15 protein-coding genes are annotated in these 16,004 nt (G+C 71.7%); 13 read left to right on the top strand and 2 right to left on the bottom strand.

The features are described from left to right. Nucleotides 1-107 precede the first annotated feature (107 nt). The 6 genes from AS857_RS28485 (at nt 108) to AS857_RS28510 (ending at nt 7,116) form a co-directional block, all read left to right on the top strand. On the top strand, nt 108-860 hold the full coding sequence (locus tag AS857_RS28485; protein ID WP_058047130.1) for a GntR family transcriptional regulator: 753 nt from the start codon (nt 108-110) through the stop codon (nt 858-860). Nucleotides 861-1,129: 269 nt separating this feature from the next. Then, entirely contained in the window at nt 1,130-2,794 is a 1,665-nt protein-coding gene (locus AS857_RS28490; RefSeq protein ID WP_058046051.1) for an APC family permease, read from the top strand. A 233-nt stretch (nt 2,795-3,027) separates the two neighbouring features. Next, nucleotides 3,028-3,210 carry a hypothetical protein gene (locus AS857_RS28495; protein WP_058046052.1) on the top strand — a complete coding sequence of 61 codons (183 nt, stop codon included), beginning with the start codon at nt 3,028-3,030 and terminating at the stop codon, nt 3,208-3,210. Nucleotides 3,211-3,337: 127 nt separating this feature from the next. After that, entirely contained in the window at nt 3,338-3,742 is a 405-nt protein-coding gene (locus AS857_RS28500; RefSeq protein ID WP_058046053.1) for a (deoxy)nucleoside triphosphate pyrophosphohydrolase, read from the top strand. Between the two features lie 182 nt (nt 3,743-3,924). Next, nucleotides 3,925-4,347: an ATP-binding protein gene (locus tag AS857_RS28505; protein ID WP_058046054.1), complete on the top strand. Its 423-nt coding sequence runs from the start codon at nt 3,925-3,927 to the stop codon at nt 4,345-4,347. A gap of 189 nt (nt 4,348-4,536) precedes the next feature. After that, the gene (locus AS857_RS28510) at nt 4,537-7,116 is read left to right on the top strand and encodes a SpoIIE family protein phosphatase (RefSeq protein WP_063278439.1); all 2,580 of its coding nucleotides are present in this window, start codon (nt 4,537-4,539) and stop codon (nt 7,114-7,116) included. A gap of 21 nt (nt 7,117-7,137) precedes the next feature. On the opposite strand, the gene AS857_RS28515 is transcribed toward AS857_RS28510, so the two are convergent. After that, nucleotides 7,138-7,665, bottom strand: a complete 528-nt coding sequence (locus tag AS857_RS28515; RefSeq protein WP_058046056.1) for a hypothetical protein — start codon at nt 7,663-7,665, stop codon at nt 7,138-7,140. A gap of 290 nt (nt 7,666-7,955) precedes the next feature. On the opposite strand from AS857_RS28515, the gene AS857_RS28520 reads away from it, so the two are divergent. From AS857_RS28520 to AS857_RS28530, 3 genes are all read left to right on the top strand, one after another. Further along, nucleotides 7,956-8,807 (top strand): helix-turn-helix domain-containing protein, encoded by an 852-nt coding sequence (locus AS857_RS28520; RefSeq protein WP_058046057.1) that lies wholly within the window; start codon nt 7,956-7,958, stop codon nt 8,805-8,807. 10 nt (nt 8,808-8,817) lie between these two features. After that, nucleotides 8,818-9,009 (top strand): hypothetical protein, encoded by a 192-nt coding sequence (locus AS857_RS28525; protein ID WP_058046058.1) that lies wholly within the window; start codon nt 8,818-8,820, stop codon nt 9,007-9,009. 369 nt (nt 9,010-9,378) lie between these two features. After that, entirely contained in the window at nt 9,379-9,570 is a 192-nt protein-coding gene (locus AS857_RS28530; protein WP_058046059.1) for a hypothetical protein, read from the top strand. A gap of 34 nt (nt 9,571-9,604) precedes the next feature. Here the strand turns inward: AS857_RS28530 and AS857_RS28535 are convergent, their stop codons facing one another. Next, a complete protein-coding gene (locus AS857_RS28535; protein ID WP_079110692.1) occupies nt 9,605-11,677 on the bottom strand; it encodes an ABC transporter substrate-binding protein in 2,073 nt (690 codons plus the stop codon). A gap of 341 nt (nt 11,678-12,018) precedes the next feature. On the opposite strand from AS857_RS28535, the gene AS857_RS28540 reads away from it, so the two are divergent. From AS857_RS28540 to AS857_RS28555, 4 genes are all read left to right on the top strand, one after another. After that, nucleotides 12,019-12,303: a hypothetical protein gene (locus AS857_RS28540; protein WP_058046061.1), complete on the top strand. Its 285-nt coding sequence runs from the start codon at nt 12,019-12,021 to the stop codon at nt 12,301-12,303. Nucleotides 12,304-12,364: 61 nt separating this feature from the next. After that, nucleotides 12,365-13,207 (top strand): hypothetical protein, encoded by an 843-nt coding sequence (locus AS857_RS28545; protein ID WP_058046062.1) that lies wholly within the window; start codon nt 12,365-12,367, stop codon nt 13,205-13,207. A gap of 72 nt (nt 13,208-13,279) precedes the next feature. Then, nucleotides 13,280-15,220, top strand: coding sequence for a fumarate reductase/succinate dehydrogenase flavoprotein subunit (locus AS857_RS28550; protein ID WP_058046063.1), 1,941 nt, complete (start codon nt 13,280-13,282; stop codon nt 15,218-15,220). Then, nucleotides 15,217-15,981 (top strand): succinate dehydrogenase/fumarate reductase iron-sulfur subunit, encoded by a 765-nt coding sequence (locus AS857_RS28555; RefSeq protein ID WP_058046064.1) that lies wholly within the window; start codon nt 15,217-15,219, stop codon nt 15,979-15,981. Before AS857_RS28550 ends, AS857_RS28555 begins: the two co-directional genes overlap by 4 nt. Nucleotides 15,982-16,004: the final 23 nt, after the last annotated feature.

Raw genomic sequence — 16,004 nt, forward strand, 5'->3', positions numbered from 1 at the left:
TCCCTGAGCTGCAATTCACTACATCTAGTGAATCAATGGCCTTGAGTTGCGGACAGCAACCGAGGGTTGCCAAGCTGTTGCGGACTGTCAACCTGTTGGGAGTGGCCGTGGCCTTCGGTGACCAGCCCGCGTACCTTCGAGTGGCCGGCGATCTGCGTCAGAAGATCGTCGCCGGTGAGTTGCCGCCGCATACCCGGCTGCCGTCCCAGGCGCGCATCCGCGAGCAGTACGGCGTCTCGGACACCGTGGCCCTGGAGGCCCGCAAGGTGCTGATGGCGGAGGGCCTGGTGGAGGGCCGGTCCGGTTCCGGCACCTATGTGCGCGAGCAGCCCGTTCCGCGCACCCTCGTCCGCACGGGGTACCGCCCCGCCGGCGAGTCGACGCCCTTCCGCCAGGAGCAGGCGGACAGCCGGGTCAAGGGCACCTGGGAGTCGCGCAGCGAGCAGGTCCTGGCCGACGCCGCCGTGGCCCGCCGCCTGCGCATCGCCAAGGGCGACCGCACCATGCGCACCGACTACGTCTTCCGGGCGCAGGGCGAGCCCGTCATGCTCTCCACCTCCTGGGAGCCCCTGTCCGTCACCGGGCGGACGCCGGTGATGCTCCCCGAGGAGGGGCCGCTGGCGGGCCGCGGCGTGGTCGAGCGGATGGCCGCCATCGACCTCGTCGTGGACAACGTCGCGGAGGAGGTCGGCGCCCGGCCCGGGCTCGCGGAGGAGGTCCTGGCGCTCGGTGGCGTCCCCGGCCACTGCGTCGTGGTCGTCACGCGTACGTACTTCGCGGGGGGCTGCCCGGTGGAGACGGCCGAGATCGTCGTCCTGGCCGACCGCTACCGCGTCGCATACCACCTTCCGGTGAAGTGACCATGACGTGAAGACGGCGCCGGGGTGAACTGCCTGCACCGGTGCCGTCTTCGGCGTGTCCGGGCCCCGCCGAGCGCTCTTTACTCGCGGGTAAGTAGTGCACGATTTGTCCCATTATGACCCGATGTAATCGGGTCATTTTTTGTGTTGCAAAACTCACATACGCCCAGGTCAGGGGCGTTTCGCGGAATCCGGTCGTCCAAAACGCTCGTACGATGGCGCGGTTTGTGTCCTGCGTGGGGGAGTAGAGAGAAAAGGAGATCCGGAGCTTGAGTACCGAACAGGGTTCCCACTCGAATTACCGCCGGACCCTGGGCACGACGGCCCTGACGGCCGTCGGTCTCGGGTCGATCATCGGCTCCGGCTGGCTTTTCGGCGCCGAGCGTGCCGCCGTACTGGCCGGCCCGGCTGCCATCTTCGCCTGGGTCATCGGCGCCATCGTGGCGCTGACCATCGCCCTCACCTACACCGAGCTCGGCTCGATGTTCCCCAAGGCCGGCGGCATGGTGCGCTACGGCCAGTACTCGCACGGCTCGCTGGCCGGGTACATGGCCGCGTGGGCGAACTGGATCGCCATCGTCTCGGTGATCCCGGGTGAGGCGACCGCCTCGATCCAGTACATGAGCTCGTGGGACTTCGGCTGGGCCAAGAACCTCTTCGACGGCAAGGAGCTCACGGGCACCGGCATCGCGCTCGCGAGCGTGCTGCTGGTCTTCTACTTCTTCCTGAACTGGTTCGCGATCACCCTGTTCGCCAAGACGAACAACGCGATCACCGTGTTCAAGGTCGTCGTGCCCGCGCTCACCGCCGGCGCGCTGATCTTCGCGCACTTCGACACCAGCAACGTCACGGACCACGGCGGCTTCGCCCCGAACGGCTGGAGCGCCGTCTTCAGCGCCGTCGCCGTCGCGGGCATCGTCTGGGCCTTCAACGGCTTCCAGTCGCCGCTCAACATGGCCGCCGAGGCCCGCAACCCCGGCAAGTCGCTGCCGAAGGCCGTCATCGGCTCCATCCTGATCGCCCTGGTGATCTACCTGGCCCTGCAGGTCGCCTTCCTGATGGCCGTCCCCGCGGCGGACCTCTCCGGCGGCTGGAACTCCCTGGCCTACAAGTCCCCGCTCGCCGACCTGTCCGTGGCCTGGGGCCTGAACTGGCTCGCGCTGCTGCTCTACGCGGACGCCTTCGTCTCGCCCTCCGGCACCGGCATGATCTACGCGGCCACCACCTCCCGCATGATCAACGGCGTCCAGGAGAACGGCCACCTGCCGAAGATCTTCGGCAAGGTCGACCCCAAGACCGGTGTGCCCAAGCCGGCCCTGCTGCTCAACCTGGCGATCTCCTTCGTCTTCCTCGCCGTCTTCCGCGGCTGGGGCTCGATCGCCGAGATCGTCGGTGTCGCCACCGTCATCTCGTACATCACCGGCCCCGTCGCCGTGATGTCGCTGCGCCGCATCGCGCCCGGCATGAAGCGCCCGGTCAAGCTCAAGGCCATGCCGGTCATCGCGCCCATCGCGATGATCTTCGGCTCCCTGGTCATGTACTGGGCCCGCTGGCCGCTGACCGGCAAGGTCATCTTCATCATGGCCATCGGTCTGCCGATCTGGGCCTGGTACGAGCTGCGCAAGCCGTGGGCCGAGCTCAAGCCGCACCTGAAGGCCGGCGCCTGGATGGTCGCCTACCTGCTCGTCATGGCCTTCGTCTCGTGGGCCGGCGGCACCGAGTTCGGCGGCCAGGGCTACCTGGCCCAGGGCTGGGACATCGTCGTCGTCGCCCTGATCGCGCTCGCGTTCTACTTCTGGGGCGTCCGCAGCGCCTGGCGCAACCCGACCCTCGTCGAGACCGAGAAGGAGATGGCCGCCGCCGAGGCCGCCGAGGCCGCCGAGGCCTCCGACGACCCGGAGGAGCGCTCCGAGCCCTCCATGGCGAAGTCGTAGTCCGGTAGATCTCCAGTGCCGCGCAGGGGCGGCCGAGGGCCCGCGAGGGTCTTCGGCCGCCCCTTCTCGCATCCGTGCCCCGGGCGCCGGTGGCCGAATGCGTGCCTCTTCGTAAAAAACCGTATCCGCTGCGTAAAGGTCGGGCGTACGCTCGGGCATATGCGTACTGCGGTTTCTCCGGGAATGGCCAAGGGGCGTGCGCGGGCGCTCACCGCGGCGGAAGGGCAGGGGCGATGACAGACAGCGGACCGGTCCTGCCATGGCTGGTGATCCGCCAGGACGAGAACGGCAACCGCTACCGCGTGGGGCGGTACGCCACGCGGACCGAGGCCGAGAAGGTCGTCGGCCGGCTGGACGGCGACGGCGGCCGTCGCCGGCTCTACATAGTCGAACGGGTGGGGCGGGCAGCGTCGTAACGGGCCCGGGGGCCGTCCGCTCGGCCCACGGACATGCCGCCCGGCTGCGACGGAGGGTTCCTGCGGCACCGGGACGCACCGGGCCCGTAGGTCACGGCCGTCCGCACGGCCCGTACGCTGAGGGCCCATGACGACCGTACGCGTAGTGGTGGGCGCAGCCCTGTTCGACGGAGGGCGCCTGCTCGCCGCGAGGCGGAGCGCTCCGCCCGAGCTCGCCGGCCGCTGGGAGCTGCCCGGCGGCAAGCTGGAGCCCGGCGAGAGCGCCGAGCAGGCGCTCGTCCGGGAGCTGCGCGAGGAGCTCGGCGTGGAGGCCGAGCCGCTGGAGCGCGTCGCGGGCGAGTGGCCGCTGCGCCCGCCGTACGTGCTGCACGTCTGGACGGCCAGGCTGCTCGCGGGCGAGGCCCGCCCCCTCCAGGACCACGACGAGCTGCGCTGGCTCGCCCCCGACGAGCTGGACGAGGTCGACTGGCTCGACCAGGACCGCCCCGCCGTGGCGCTCGCCGCGGGGCTGCTGCGGCGCGCGGCGCCGTGAGCGGGCCCTTCCGCGCCCGCCCCCCGCGCGCACGGACGAGCCGCGCGCAGCCGGCTACGCCATCTGCCGCACGTGCGGCGACCTCGGACCGCAGAAGAAGATAGTCGGCCCCTCATACCGGGTATGTGCTGATTATTCACCCCGAACCGGGTAAACCCGGCGGGGCCGCAGCGGTCTGGGAAGTGGTCGGCGTGAACGACAGCGCGGGGACCTTGGCGTCGACACCCGGCTTTGCCGAATGGAGCTTCCCTGCCGAGCCCGGCGCCGTCCGCAAGGCGCGCACCCTCGTCCGCGACACCCTGCAGGACTGGGGCATGGAAGGCGTCACCGACGTGACGGTGCTGCTGGTCAGCGAGCTCGTCACCAACTCCCTGAGATACGCGAGCGGACCGATCGGAGTACGGATGTACTCCCACGCGGGCCCCACCCTTCTGGTGGAGGTCTCCGACCCCCTCCCCGACCCGCCCCGCGAGCGCGTGGCCGACCCCGACGACGAGGGCGGACGCGGGCTGCAGCTCGTGGCATGCGCCTCCCGCCGCTGGGGAACGCGACGGGGGAACACGGGCAAGACCGTGTGGTTCGAACTGAGCCTGCCCGGCCACTGACCGGGGAAAGGACTCGTAGCGGGTTGAGACCGTGCTGTGATCGTGAAGTCCGTGTTCCGAAGGCCCCCTGTGCTGGATACTCGGCCTTCTGATGCCGGTGCGAGCACATGAGCCGGAGGGGACGGGCACGTGAGCGAAAAGCCAGCGGGTGCGGCGGGTGGTACGGCGCAGGGATCGCGCGCCACGGAGATGTGGCAGAACAACCCGCCCGGATCCCTCTACGACTACATCCGCGTCGCCTCCTTCTCCCTCGGGCCCGACGGGCGGATCGAGCAGTGGAGCGAGCGCGCGGCCGAGCTCTTCGGAATAGCGGCACGGCACGCCGTCGGCAAGGACCCGCTGGAGGTGCTGGCCCCGGCCGACGGGCACGGCCGCCCGCACCCGTCCGCCCCCTTCCTCGGCGAGGGCGGCCTCGACGGGCGCGAGTGGACGGGCCTGATCCCGTATCAGCGCGGCGGCCGGCAGCCCGGAGCGGTCGGCGGGCCGGGGGCCGGTGACGGAGCGTCCGCCGCCGGCAGGACCGCCGCCGAGCAGTCCGGGCTCGCCGAGATCTACGTGATGCCCACGCAGAACGAGCGCGGGGAGCGCGCCGCGCTCTGCGTCGCCGTGGACGTCCGGGCCCTGCGCGGAATAGAGACCGACATCGCGGCCTCCGAAGCCGTTTTCGGCCAATCTCCCCTGGGATTCTTCTTCTTCGGCACCGACCTCACGCTGCTGCGCGTCAACGAGAGCTTCGCTCAGGCCTTCGGCCGGCCCGCCGACTGGCACCGCGGCCGCACCCCGCACGACTTCCTGCCCCGCGGCGAGGCCGAGCGGCTCACCGCCGCCCTGCGCCAAGTCCTCGACACCGGAAAGCCGGTGTCGGACATCCAGCTCGTCGGGCCCGTGCCCGGGCACAGCGAACGCCGCCGCTGGTCGGTCTCGCTCTACCGGCTGCACAGCGGCAGCGGGCGGCCCATCGGCGTCGCCGCGCTCGCCACCGACGTCACCCGGCGCCGCCGCGCCGAGCGCGAAGCCGCCGGCGTCCGCCGCAACCTGGCCCTGCTCAACGAGGCCGGGGCCCGCATCGGCAACTCCCTGGACCTGGAGACCACCGCCCGCGAACTGCTGGACGTCGCCGTCCCCCAGTTCTGCGACCTCGCCTCCGTGGACCTCTACCAGGGCCTGCTCGCCGGCGACGAGGCCCCGCCCGGGCTCGCCGACGGCAGCGCCGAGCTGCGCCGCGTCGCCTACGCCAGCGCGGTCTCCGGCGCGCCCCTGGCCGGCGGCGAGAAGCCCGTCCAGGTCGGCGAGGTGCACCGCTACCCCTTCCACTCGCCGTGCGCCGCCGCGCTGCGCACCGCGCAGGTGCAGTTCATCCCGCGCCGGGAGGGCGAGGACGGCCCCGAGCTCGGCGCCGTCGTGCAGTCCACGCTCGCCGTGCCGATGGTCGCCCGCGACACCGTGGTGGGGCTCGCGCAGTTCTCCCGCACTAAGGGCAGCGAGCCCTTCGGCGAACGCGACACCGCCCTCGCAGTCGAGCTGGCCGCCCGCGCCGCCGTCTGCATCGACAACGCCCGCCTGTACCGGCGCGAACACGAGCGCGCCGTCATCCTCCAGCGCAGCCTCCTGCCCCCCGGCGACCCCGAGGCCGCCGGCCTGGAGATCGCCTGCCGCTACCTGCCCGCCAACGCGGCCACCGAGGTCGGCGGCGACTGGTTCGACGTCATCGAACTGCCCGGGCACCGCACCGCCCTCGTCGTCGGCGACGTCATGGGCCGCGGCCTGCGCGCGGCCGTCGCCATGGGCGAGCTGCGCACGGCCGTCCGCACCCTGGCCATGCTCGACCTCGAACCCGCCGAGGTGCTCTCCGCCCTCGACGAGATCGCCCACGGGCTCGGCCGCCCTGGCGGCAAGCAGTCCTCCACCCGCGGCGTACGGGGCGGGGTGCGCGCCGCCGACCTCTCCGAGGTCTACCTCGCCACCTGCGTCTACGCCGTCTACGACCCCGTCACCCGGCGCTGCACCATCGCCAACGCCGGCCACCTGCCGCCCGTCCTGGTCAAGGCCGGACTCCCCGCCGAGCTGCTCGACGTCCCGCCCGGCATGCCGCTCGGCGTCGGCGGCGAGCTCTTCGAGGAAACCGTCGTCGACCTGCCCGACGGCGCGCTGCTCGCCCTCTACACCGACGGCCTCGTCGAATCCCGCGAGCACGCCCTGGACGAGGGCCTGGAGGCCTTCCAGGATGCCCTCACCGGCCCCGCCCGCCCCCTCGAAGAGGTCTGCGAGCACGTCCTCGGCGCGCTCGACACTCACCACGGCGAGGACGACATCGCCCTCCTCATGGCCCGCCTGCGCGGCCTGCCGGCCGAGCACGTCGGCGACTGGACGCTGCCCGCCGAACCCCGCTCGGTCGCCCGCGCCCGCGAACTCGCCCGCGAACAGCTCCCCCTGTGGGGCCTGGAAAGCCTCGTCGACACGACCGAGCTGCTGGTCAGCGAGCTCGTCACCAACGCCCTCCGCTACGGCGAGGGCGAGATCCGGCTCCGGCTCCTCCTGGACCGCACCCTGGTGTGCGAGGTCTGGGACGGCGGCCTGGTCCAGCCCCGGCGCCGGCGCGCCCGCGACACCGACGAGGGCGGCCGCGGCCTGCAGCTCGTCGGCCTGCTGAGCGCGGCCTGGGGCAGCCGCCGCACCCCCCACGGCAAGACGGTCTGGTTCGAGCTCGCCCTGCCGGACGGGGAGTTCCCGGCACCGGACGCGGTGGAGGCGTTGATGAGTCTGTACTGAGGCGGGGCCGGGGTCCGGGGGTCAAGCCCCGCCGCCGAGCGGGAGGCTGGCCCAGATGCGGGTCCCCTCGGTGGTCGACCCGGGCTTGCTGATGCCCCAGGTCCCCCGGCACTCGTGCACGACGGCGGCGAGCAGTAGCAGGGTGCGCTTGCGGCAGGCGGTGCAGTGGGCGGCCTGGCGGGTGTCGGAGTGGGCGTGGTGGGCGTCCCAGTTGACGATCCTGAGCGCGCCCTCCTGCCAGCGCAGGGAGTGGTAGAGGTCCTGCCCGGGCGCGAACCGTGTCGCGCAGGCGACGAGCTCTCCGGCCACGGAGAGGGCGGGCTCTTCGATCGCGGTGAGCCCGTGGGTACGCAGGACGCTGCGGACGGTCGCCCGGACGACGGCGGCGGACCGGGGATCACCGGGAACGGTGAAGCTGTACGCGAGGGCGGAGGGGTCGGCGGAGCGGGGGATGTAGGCGGGGCGGTGGGTTGAGGCGAGGGTGGAGGGAATGGGCGGGGTGGGGGTGATGAGGGGGCAGAGGGGGCGGTCGGGTCCGGTGGAGGGCATGCGGGGGCTCCTGGGAGGGGTGTGAGGTGTGGGTCCTGCGGTGCGGCGCTGAGCCGGTGGCCTGTCTCCCTGACGCGGGCACGCCCCTCCCAGGGCAGGAGGGCGCGGGCATGCTCGCGCGATGCGCTTCCGGCTGGAACGCCGTTGCGTGTGCGGTGCGGTACCGACTGTAGGGCAGAGTGGAGTACGTGTACTACGGTCTCGCGGGGTCATCACCCTTCAGTGGACCTGGCGATCGCGACGCGGGCAGACTGCTCCCGACGTCGGCAAGTCCGGAGCAGGGAGAACGCATGCCTCCTAGGAGCACGCCAACAGCGCGTCAGAAGCGGCTCGGCACCGAGCTGCGGAAGATGCGCATCGCCGCGGGAATGACCACTGAGTTCGCGGCCGGTCTGCTGGGCGTGCCCCGCACGAACGTGCCGAACATGGAATCGGGGCGATCAGGCATCAGCGCCGACCGGGTACGCGCCCTGGCCAGCAACTACGGCTGCACCGACACGGAGTTGATCGAGGCGCTGGCCTCGATGGCAGCGGAGCGCGGGAAGGGTTGGTGGGAGTCCTATCGTGGGGCGTTGCCCGCCGCGTTTCTGGATATCGCGGAGATGGAATGGCATGCCACCCGGCTGCGGATCGCATTGACCGTGCACCTTCCCGGACTGCTCCAGATCGAAGACCACGCTCGTGCGCTGTTCGAGCATGTTGTGCCGCGCCTTCCCGAGGCCGAGATCGAAGCCCGGGTAGCCCACCGCATGGACAGGGCGCAAGTCCTCGACAAAGCGAAGCCGCCCCAGGTCGACGTGATCGTCCATGAAGCGGCGCTGCGCATGGAGTTCGGCGGCCGAAAGGTGTCGCGCCTGCAGCTCGCTCACCTCCTCGACGCAAGCCGCCGCGACAACGTGACGCTGCGGGTCATCCCGTTCCGAAGCGGCGGCTTCCCCGGAGCTGGTCACTCGGTCATCTACGCCGAGGCCCTGGTTCCTCAACTCGACGTGGCCGAACTCGACTGCTCTCACGGTCCGGATTTCCTCGATTCGGAGATGCAGCTCAGGAAGTACCGTACCCAGCTGGAGCAGTTGGAGGCGGTGACGCTCGCACCAGAGCCGTCACGCGACTTCATCCGCGATATCGTCCACCAGCTCTAGGGAACGCCGTATGCCAATGATTACTTGGGAAGAGGCCTTCTGCGGTGAGGGGGCGAATTGCTTCCGTGTCGGCACCGACGCCGCCGGGAACGCCTACATAGCCGTATCCGGGGCCGAGGATCACTATGTCACCGACACCCGCGACGCCCTGCGTGCACTGATCCGCGACATCAAGGCGGGCAAGGCCGACCACCTGCTCTGACGGGCTCGGCTCTCGGGTCGGGTTGCGGGTGGTGGGGGCGGGCGTCAAGACAGGCTGGCAGCGGCCAGTTATCCGCCGCCAGGGCCACCACCCGCCGTCGTTCCGGGCCAGGTCGGGGGCCTGTGAGGCTCGGGGGCACTGCTGGGGCTACAGATACCTGCAGGTGCCAGCCTGGGGCATTCATCCACCGTCCTACGGGCCAGGCCGGTTGATTTCTGGGCTCCAACGGGCCCCGCCCCCCCAACCCGCAGCCGGATGAGCAACCACCCACCGTCCCGCGCTGAGCCGAGTGCCCAACTCCTCCCCCTGCTGCCAGCCTGTTCTGACCCGCGCCCCGACGGCGCGGCTCCTATTCAAAGGGAGGCACCCATGCGCCACGTCAACTGGGAAGACCCGTTCTGCGGCGACGGGAACGCATGTTTCCGCATAGGCACCGACGCCGAAGGCAACGCCTACATCGCCGTCAGCGGCGCCGAGGACCACCCCATCACCGACACCCGCGACGCCCTGCGCGCGCTCATCCGTGACATCAAGGCCGGGAAGGCCGATCACCTGCTCTGACGTGGCCCCACCCAGGGGCCGTCCACCCGACCCCTCACCTCCGGAACCCGATGTCCTGGTACCGCGGCGCCCCCAGCCCGAACGCGCCCGCGTTGACGACCGTCTTGCGGGCGCCCACCAGCTGGGGGCGCTGGTATAGGGGGATCGAGCCCGCCAGGGCCCAGATGCGGGCGTCCGCGCGGCCGGCGAGGTCGCGGGAGGCTTCCGCGTCGAGTTCGGTGGAGGCCTGGTCGAAGAGCTGGTCGATGCGGTCGGTGCCGACCCGGGTGTAGTTCTGCTCCACCACCAGGGAGCCGTCCGCGGCGGGCTGCGGCTTGGCGAAGAGCGGGCGGGCGTCGGTCGCGGGGAAGGCGGTGGCGGGCCAGGAGTAGAGGGCGAGGTCGTAGCTGCCGGCGGCGATGTGGTCCTTGAAGAAGCCGACGTCCCCGACCTTGGTCATCTCGGTGGCGATGCCGACCGCGTCGAGCCGCCGGGCGATGTGGTCGGCGACGGACCGCAGGGACTCGGTCCCGGCGCTCACCGGCACGACGAAGCGGAGGGTGAGCTTCTTGCCGTTCTTCATGCGGACCGGGGCCGCGGCCGCCTTGCCGCCGCCGTCGCGGGCGGTGCGCTTGTCGTCGGGCCAGGAGCCGTCGTCGCCGCCGTTCTCGAGGTCACCCCCGTCCTCGGAGTCGTCGGCGCCGTCCTCCGTCCCGTCCTCGTCCTCGTCGGCGGGGTCGGGCCCGGCCTGGGGGCCGGGCCGCAGTTCGACGGTCCTGCCGGGCGTACCGGAGCGGTCGTCGGCTCCGTCCGCCCCCGCCGCCGTCCTGCGGCCGTCGGCGCGGCCCTGCTCCCAGCCGGCGTCCGCGAGGAGGGCCTGGGCGGCCTTGGGGTCGGGGCCGCCGATGGCGTCGCTGTTGTCCTCGTAGCCCTCCTGCCCGGCGAGGAAGAGGTGGCTGCCGAGCGGCTCGGTGGGCAGGCCCAGCGGTCCCAGGACGGATTTGGCGAGGGCCCGGCGGTCGATGGCGCGGGCGACGGCCCGGCGGACGCGCTCGTCGGCGAGCGGGCCGCTCGCGCCGTTGAGGGCGAGCTGGGTGTACCCGGGCTCCAGGGATTTGCGGACGACGACGCCGCGCAGGGCGGGGGAGCGCGGGGCCGCGGCGGCAGGCGGCTTATCGCCCTTGTCCTGCTTCGCGGGCTTGTTCGCGTCCGTGATGCGGCGGGCGTCGGCGGCGCTGACGTCGGCGAGGTCGAGCTTGCCGGCCGCCAGCGCCTCGGCCCGCTCGGCGCGCGGCACCGTCCGCAGCACGAGCCGGTCCAACTTGGCCGGGTCGCCCCACCACTTGGGGTCGCGGGCGAGGGTGAGGGTGCCCTGCTGTTTGTCACGCCCGGCGATCCGGAAGGGCCCGGCGGAGAGCGCGAGTTCGTTGCGGGCGCCGTCGTTGAAGCCGTCCGCGCTGCTCATGACGGCCTTCGGGTAGAGCGGGGTGAACAGGGCGGGCCAGTCGGCGCAGCTGCGGGCGAAGGTGACCTTGACCTCCTGGTCGTCGGCACCCCGCTCGACCCGGTCGATGCGGTCGTAGCCGGCGTTGCGGGCCGTCCAGTAGGCGCTGTCCTTGCCGCGCAGGGCCTTCCACTGGGCCTCGAAGTCGGCGGCGGTGAGGGCCTTGCCGTCGCTCCAGACGGCCTTCGGGTTGAGCTTGTAGACGACGACCTGGTGGGGCTCGCGCTGGACGACCTCGGCCGAGCGCAGGTAGTCGGCGTTGCGCTGCGGGCGGCCGCGCCCGTCGGTGGTGAACAGGGCGGGCAGGACGGCCGCGGCGACCCGCTGCGTGGTGGCGTCGGCGTCCGTCTGGAAGGTGTTGAGGGTGCTGGGCAGGGTGTCGACCGCCCAGGTGAGGGTGCCGCCGTCGGCGACCTTGGCCCGCGGCGCGACCGCGATGTCCTGCGGGGTGACGACGCCGTCGCCGTCCTGGTCGAGGCCGCAGCCGGTGAGCAGGATCCCGGCGGAGAGCAGGACGGCACCGCGCCGCGTACGGGACCGGAGCGCCCGGATGGACGGCACGGGCCGGAGGGATCGCCCGGGCCGGGAAGGCCCCACGCGCCGCAGAGATCGGTTAAAGGCCATGGGTGGTGCCACCTCCGCCGGACTCGGTCGCCGGGCTCCTTCGGCGTAATGCGCCGTTGATCGCATCTACTGCTCACCACTGAATGCGACAGTCGGTCCGGCTGCGCGCCGACACGGCGCCGCCCGGGTGTACGCCACCCGCGTGGACGAACGATTCCGCAGCCCCCGCCCACGGGTGGACGCACCATGAACGAACGTTTCTGCAGCGTCCCGGCGCGCGCCGCACCCGTTCCGGCGAAGGCGCGATCGCTATCTTCCCCCGGAGGGGTGTGACGCGCGACACTCTCAGTCGCATCACCGTCGCCACCCGCAACCGCCGACAGCGGAAGTGAGGGTCAGACATGTCCCTGCAAGACGAAGTGACCGCGGTCCAGCGCTGCCTGGACGATCTCGGCCGGGCGCTCGCACGGCTGGAGAAGCACCTGGGCAGCCAGGACCTCGAACTGCGCCGGGTGCGCACGGACGCCGCCCACCTGCGCGAGAGCGTCACCCTTCTGCGCGACGTCCACCCCGCGGAGCGGCCGCGCCCCGAGCCGGTGCCGATCCCCGACGCCCCGTACGACGCGTCCTTGTGGAAGGGCGCGGACGAGGAGGGGCTCGGCGCCCGGGACCGGCACGCTCCCTGACGGGGCCGGGCAGCGCGGCAGCAACCGACCCACCCCCTTCCGCTCCTCCCCGGAGTCCCTCTTGGCCACTGGTACCGACCCCCGATCCGCGACCTCCGCCGGGGTGCCCGCCCAAGGCGGGGTCCATCACCCCTCGCGCGCCACGATCCCCGCCCGCCACCTGCGCGCCGACCGCTGGTGGCTGCAGCCCGCCGCCACCGCGGCCGGCCTGTTCGCCTTCGTCGTCTACTCGACCTGGCGGGCCTTCGCGGGCGACGACTACTACGCGGCGCCCTACGTCTCCCCGTTCTACTCGCCCTGCATCGCGGAGAACTGCGTCCCGATGAAGGACGGCGCGGACTGGGAGGTCTTCGGCTCCTGGTGGAGCCTGTCGCCGGCCCTGCTGATCCTGATCTTCCCGCTCGGCTTCCGGCTGACCTGCTACTACTACCGCAAGGCGTACTACCGCGGCTTCTGGGCCTCGCCCCCGGCCTGCGCCGTCGCCGAGCCGCACCGCAAGTACTCCGGCGAGACGCGCTTCCCGCTGGTCCTGCAGAACATCCACCGCTACTTCTTCTACTTCGCGGTGATCGTCGCGGGCATCCTCACCTACGACGCGGTGCTCGGCTTCCGCAATCCGCGGGGCGAGTGGGGTCACATGGGCCTCGGCACCCTCGTCCTTCTCGCCAACATCGTTCTGATCTGGGCGTACACCCTCTCCTGCCACTCGTGCCGGCACATCGTCGGCGGCCGGATCCGCACCTTCTCCAAGCACCCCGTGCGCTATCGCATGTGGGGCTGGGTCAGCGCGCTCAACGCCCGCCACATGCAGCTCGCCTGGGCCTCGCTGATCAGCGTGGCGGTCGCCGACTTCTACGTCTACCTGGTGGCCAGTGGCGTCTTCGACGACCCGCGCTTCTTCTAGGCGGCCCGGCGGACGATCCGGTCTGCAACGGCACACGTTCACGTTCACAGCACAAGGGAGAGGTGCTTTCTGATGTCGCGTACGGCCCGACAAGCCTGGGACGTCGTCGTGGTCGGTGCCGGGGGCGCCGGGCTGCGCGCCGCCATCGAGGCCCGTGAGCGGGGCATGCGCTGTGCCGTGATCTGCAAGTCGCTCTTCGGCAAGGCCCACACCGTGATGGCGGAGGGCGGCATCGCCGCCAGCATGGGCAACGTCAACGAGGGCGACAACTGGCAGGTCCACTTCCGCGACACCCTGCGCGGCGGCAAATTCCTCAATCACTGGCGGATGGCCGAGCTGCACGCCCGCGAGGCCCCCGACCGGGTCTGGGAGCTGGAGACCTGGGGCGCCGTCTTCGACCGCACCCGGGACGGGAGGATCTCGCAGCGGAACTTCGGCGGCCACGAGTACCCGCGGCTGGCGCACGTCGGCGACCGCACGGGCCTGGAGCTGATCCGCACCCTCCAGCAGAAGATCGTCTCGCTGCAGCAGGAGGACCACCGCGAGTTCGGCGACTACGAGGCCCGGCTGAAGGTCTTCCAGGAGTGCACGGTCACGCGCCTGCTCAAGGACGGCGACCGCATCGCGGGCGTCTTCGGCTACGACCGCGAGTCCGGCCGGTTCTTCGCCATGGAGTCGCCGGCCGTCGTGCTGGCGACCGGCGGGATCGGCAAGTCGTTCAAGGTGACGTCCAACTCCTGGGAGTACACCGGCGACGGGCACGCGCTCGCGCTGCTCGCCGGGGCGTCCCTGATCAACATGGAGTTCGTGCAGTTCCACCCGACCGGCATGGTCTGGCCGCCGTCCGTCAAGGGCATCCTCGTCACCGAGTCCGTCCGCGGCGACGGCGGGGTGCTGCGCAACAGCGACGGCAAGCGGTTCATGTTCGACTACGTCCCGGACGTCTTCAAGGAGAAGTACGCCGAGTCCGAGGCCGAGGGCGACCGCTGGTACCAGGACCCCGACAACAACCGCCGCCCGCCCGAGCTGCTCCCGCGCGACGAGGTGGCGCGCGCCATCAACTCCGAGGTCAAGGCGGGCCGCGGCTCCCCGCACGGGGGCGTCTTCCTCGACGTCTCCACCCGGCTGCCCGCCGAGGACATCAAGCGCAAACTGCCCTCCATGCACCACCAGTTCAAGGAGCTGGCGGACGTCGACATCACGGCGGAGCCGATGGAGGTCGGCCCCACCTGCCACTACGTGATGGGCGGGGTGGACGTCGACCCCGACACGGCGGCGGCGGTGGGCGTGCCCGGCCTGTTCGCCGCGGGCGAGGTCGCGGGCGGGATGCACGGCTCCAACCGGCTGGGCGGCAACTCCCTCTCCGACCTGCTGGTCTTCGGCCGCCGGGCGGGCCTGTACGCGGCCGAGCACGCCGCCTCCTTCCCCGGCGCCGGCCGGCCCGTGGTCTCCGACGCCGACATCGAGGCGGCGGAGGCGGAGGCCCTGCGCCCGTTCAGCGCGGAGGGCGAGGACCCGGCGGCCCCCCAGGGGCCGGCCGAGAACCCGTACGCCCTGCACCAGGAGCTCCAGCAGGCCATGAACGACCTGGTCGGCATCATCCGCAAGGGCCCGGAGATGGAGGAGGCGCTGCGCTGGCTGACCGAGCTGCGGGCCCGCTCCCGGCGGGCCGGCGTGGAGGGCCACCGCCAGTTCAACCCCGGCTGGCACCTCGCGCTCGACCTGCGGAACATGCTGCTGGTCAGCGAGTGCGTGGCCCGGGCGGCGCTGGAGCGCACCGAGAGCCGCGGCGGCCACACCCGCGACGACCACCCGGCGATGGACCGGCGGTGGCGCCGGCTGAACCTCGTGTGCCGGCTGAACGGGGACAGCACGGAGCCGGGCGCGGATCCGCTGCTGGGCCGGGTGCGCCTGGAGCGGCGCGCCATGCCGCCCATCCGTGACGACCTGCTCGCGCTCTTCGACAAGGAGGAGCTGGTGAAGTACCTGACGGACGAGGAGCTGACCTCTTGAGTTACGAGGCCCACTTCAAGGTGTGGCGGGGCGACGCGGACGGCGGCTCCCTCGTCGACTACACCGTGACCGTCAACGAGGGCGAGGTCGTCCTCGACATCATCCACCGGCTCCAGGCCACCGAGGCCGCCGATCTCGCCGTGCGGTGGAACTGCAAGGCGGGCAAGTGCGGCTCGTGCAGCGCGGAGATCAACGGGCGGCCGCGGCTGATGTGCATGACGCGGATGTCGCTGCTCGACCCGGACGAGCCCGTCGTGGTCACCCCGATGCGGGCGTTCCCCGTGGTGCGGGACCTGGTGACGGACGTGTCCTTCAATTACGCCAAGGCGCGCGAGGTCCCCTCGTTCGTCCCGCCGGCCGGGCTCGGGCCCGGGGAGTACCGGATGCAGCAGGAGGACGTGGAGCGCTCCCAGGAGTTCCGCAAGTGCATCGAGTGCTTCCTGTGCCAGAACACCTGCCACGTGGTGCGTGATCACGAGGAGAACAAGCCGGTCTTCGCCGGCCCCCGCTTCCTGATGCGCGTCGCCGAGCTGGACATGCACCCGCTGGACGGGGCCGCCGATGCGGGCCTGGACCGCAAGCGCTCCGCGCAGGAGGAGCACGGGCTCGGCTACTGCAACATCACCAAGTGCTGCACGGAGGTCTGTCCCGAGCACATCAAGATCACCGACAATGCGCTGATCCCGCTGAAGGAGCGTGCCGTCGACCGGAAGTACGACCCGCTGGTCTGGCTCGGGAGCAGGATCCGCCGCCGGGTGTGACCCCCGCTCGCCCGGTGCGGCCC

The sequence above is a fragment of the Streptomyces roseifaciens genome (assembly GCF_001445655.1).
In the GTDB taxonomy this organism is placed as follows: domain Bacteria; phylum Actinomycetota; class Actinomycetes; order Streptomycetales; family Streptomycetaceae; genus Streptomyces; species Streptomyces aureoversilis.

Bases quoted from the DNA above. Each gene is read 5' to 3' on its own strand.
- AS857_RS28495 (WP_058046052.1), top strand. From the start codon at position 3,028: ATGACAGACAGCGGACCGGTCCTGCCATGGCTGGTGATCCGCCAGGAC.
- AS857_RS28500 (WP_058046053.1), top strand. From the start codon at position 3,338: ATGACGACCGTACGCGTAGTGGTGGGCGCAGCCCTGTTCGACGGAGGG.
- AS857_RS28510 (WP_063278439.1), top strand. From the start codon at position 4,537: ATGTGGCAGAACAACCCGCCCGGATCCCTCTACGACTACATCCGCGTC.
- AS857_RS28515 (WP_058046056.1), bottom strand. From the start codon at position 7,665: ATGCCCTCCACCGGACCCGACCGCCCCCTCTGCCCCCTCATCACCCCC.
- AS857_RS28520 (WP_058046057.1), top strand. From the start codon at position 7,956: ATGCCTCCTAGGAGCACGCCAACAGCGCGTCAGAAGCGGCTCGGCACC.
- AS857_RS28525 (WP_058046058.1), top strand. From the start codon at position 8,818: ATGCCAATGATTACTTGGGAAGAGGCCTTCTGCGGTGAGGGGGCGAAT.
- AS857_RS28530 (WP_058046059.1), top strand. From the start codon at position 9,379: ATGCGCCACGTCAACTGGGAAGACCCGTTCTGCGGCGACGGGAACGCA.
- AS857_RS28535 (WP_079110692.1), bottom strand. From the start codon at position 11,677: ATGGCCTTTAACCGATCTCTGCGGCGCGTGGGGCCTTCCCGGCCCGGG.
- AS857_RS28540 (WP_058046061.1), top strand. From the start codon at position 12,019: ATGTCCCTGCAAGACGAAGTGACCGCGGTCCAGCGCTGCCTGGACGAT.
- AS857_RS28550 (WP_058046063.1), top strand. From the start codon at position 13,280: ATGTCGCGTACGGCCCGACAAGCCTGGGACGTCGTCGTGGTCGGTGCC.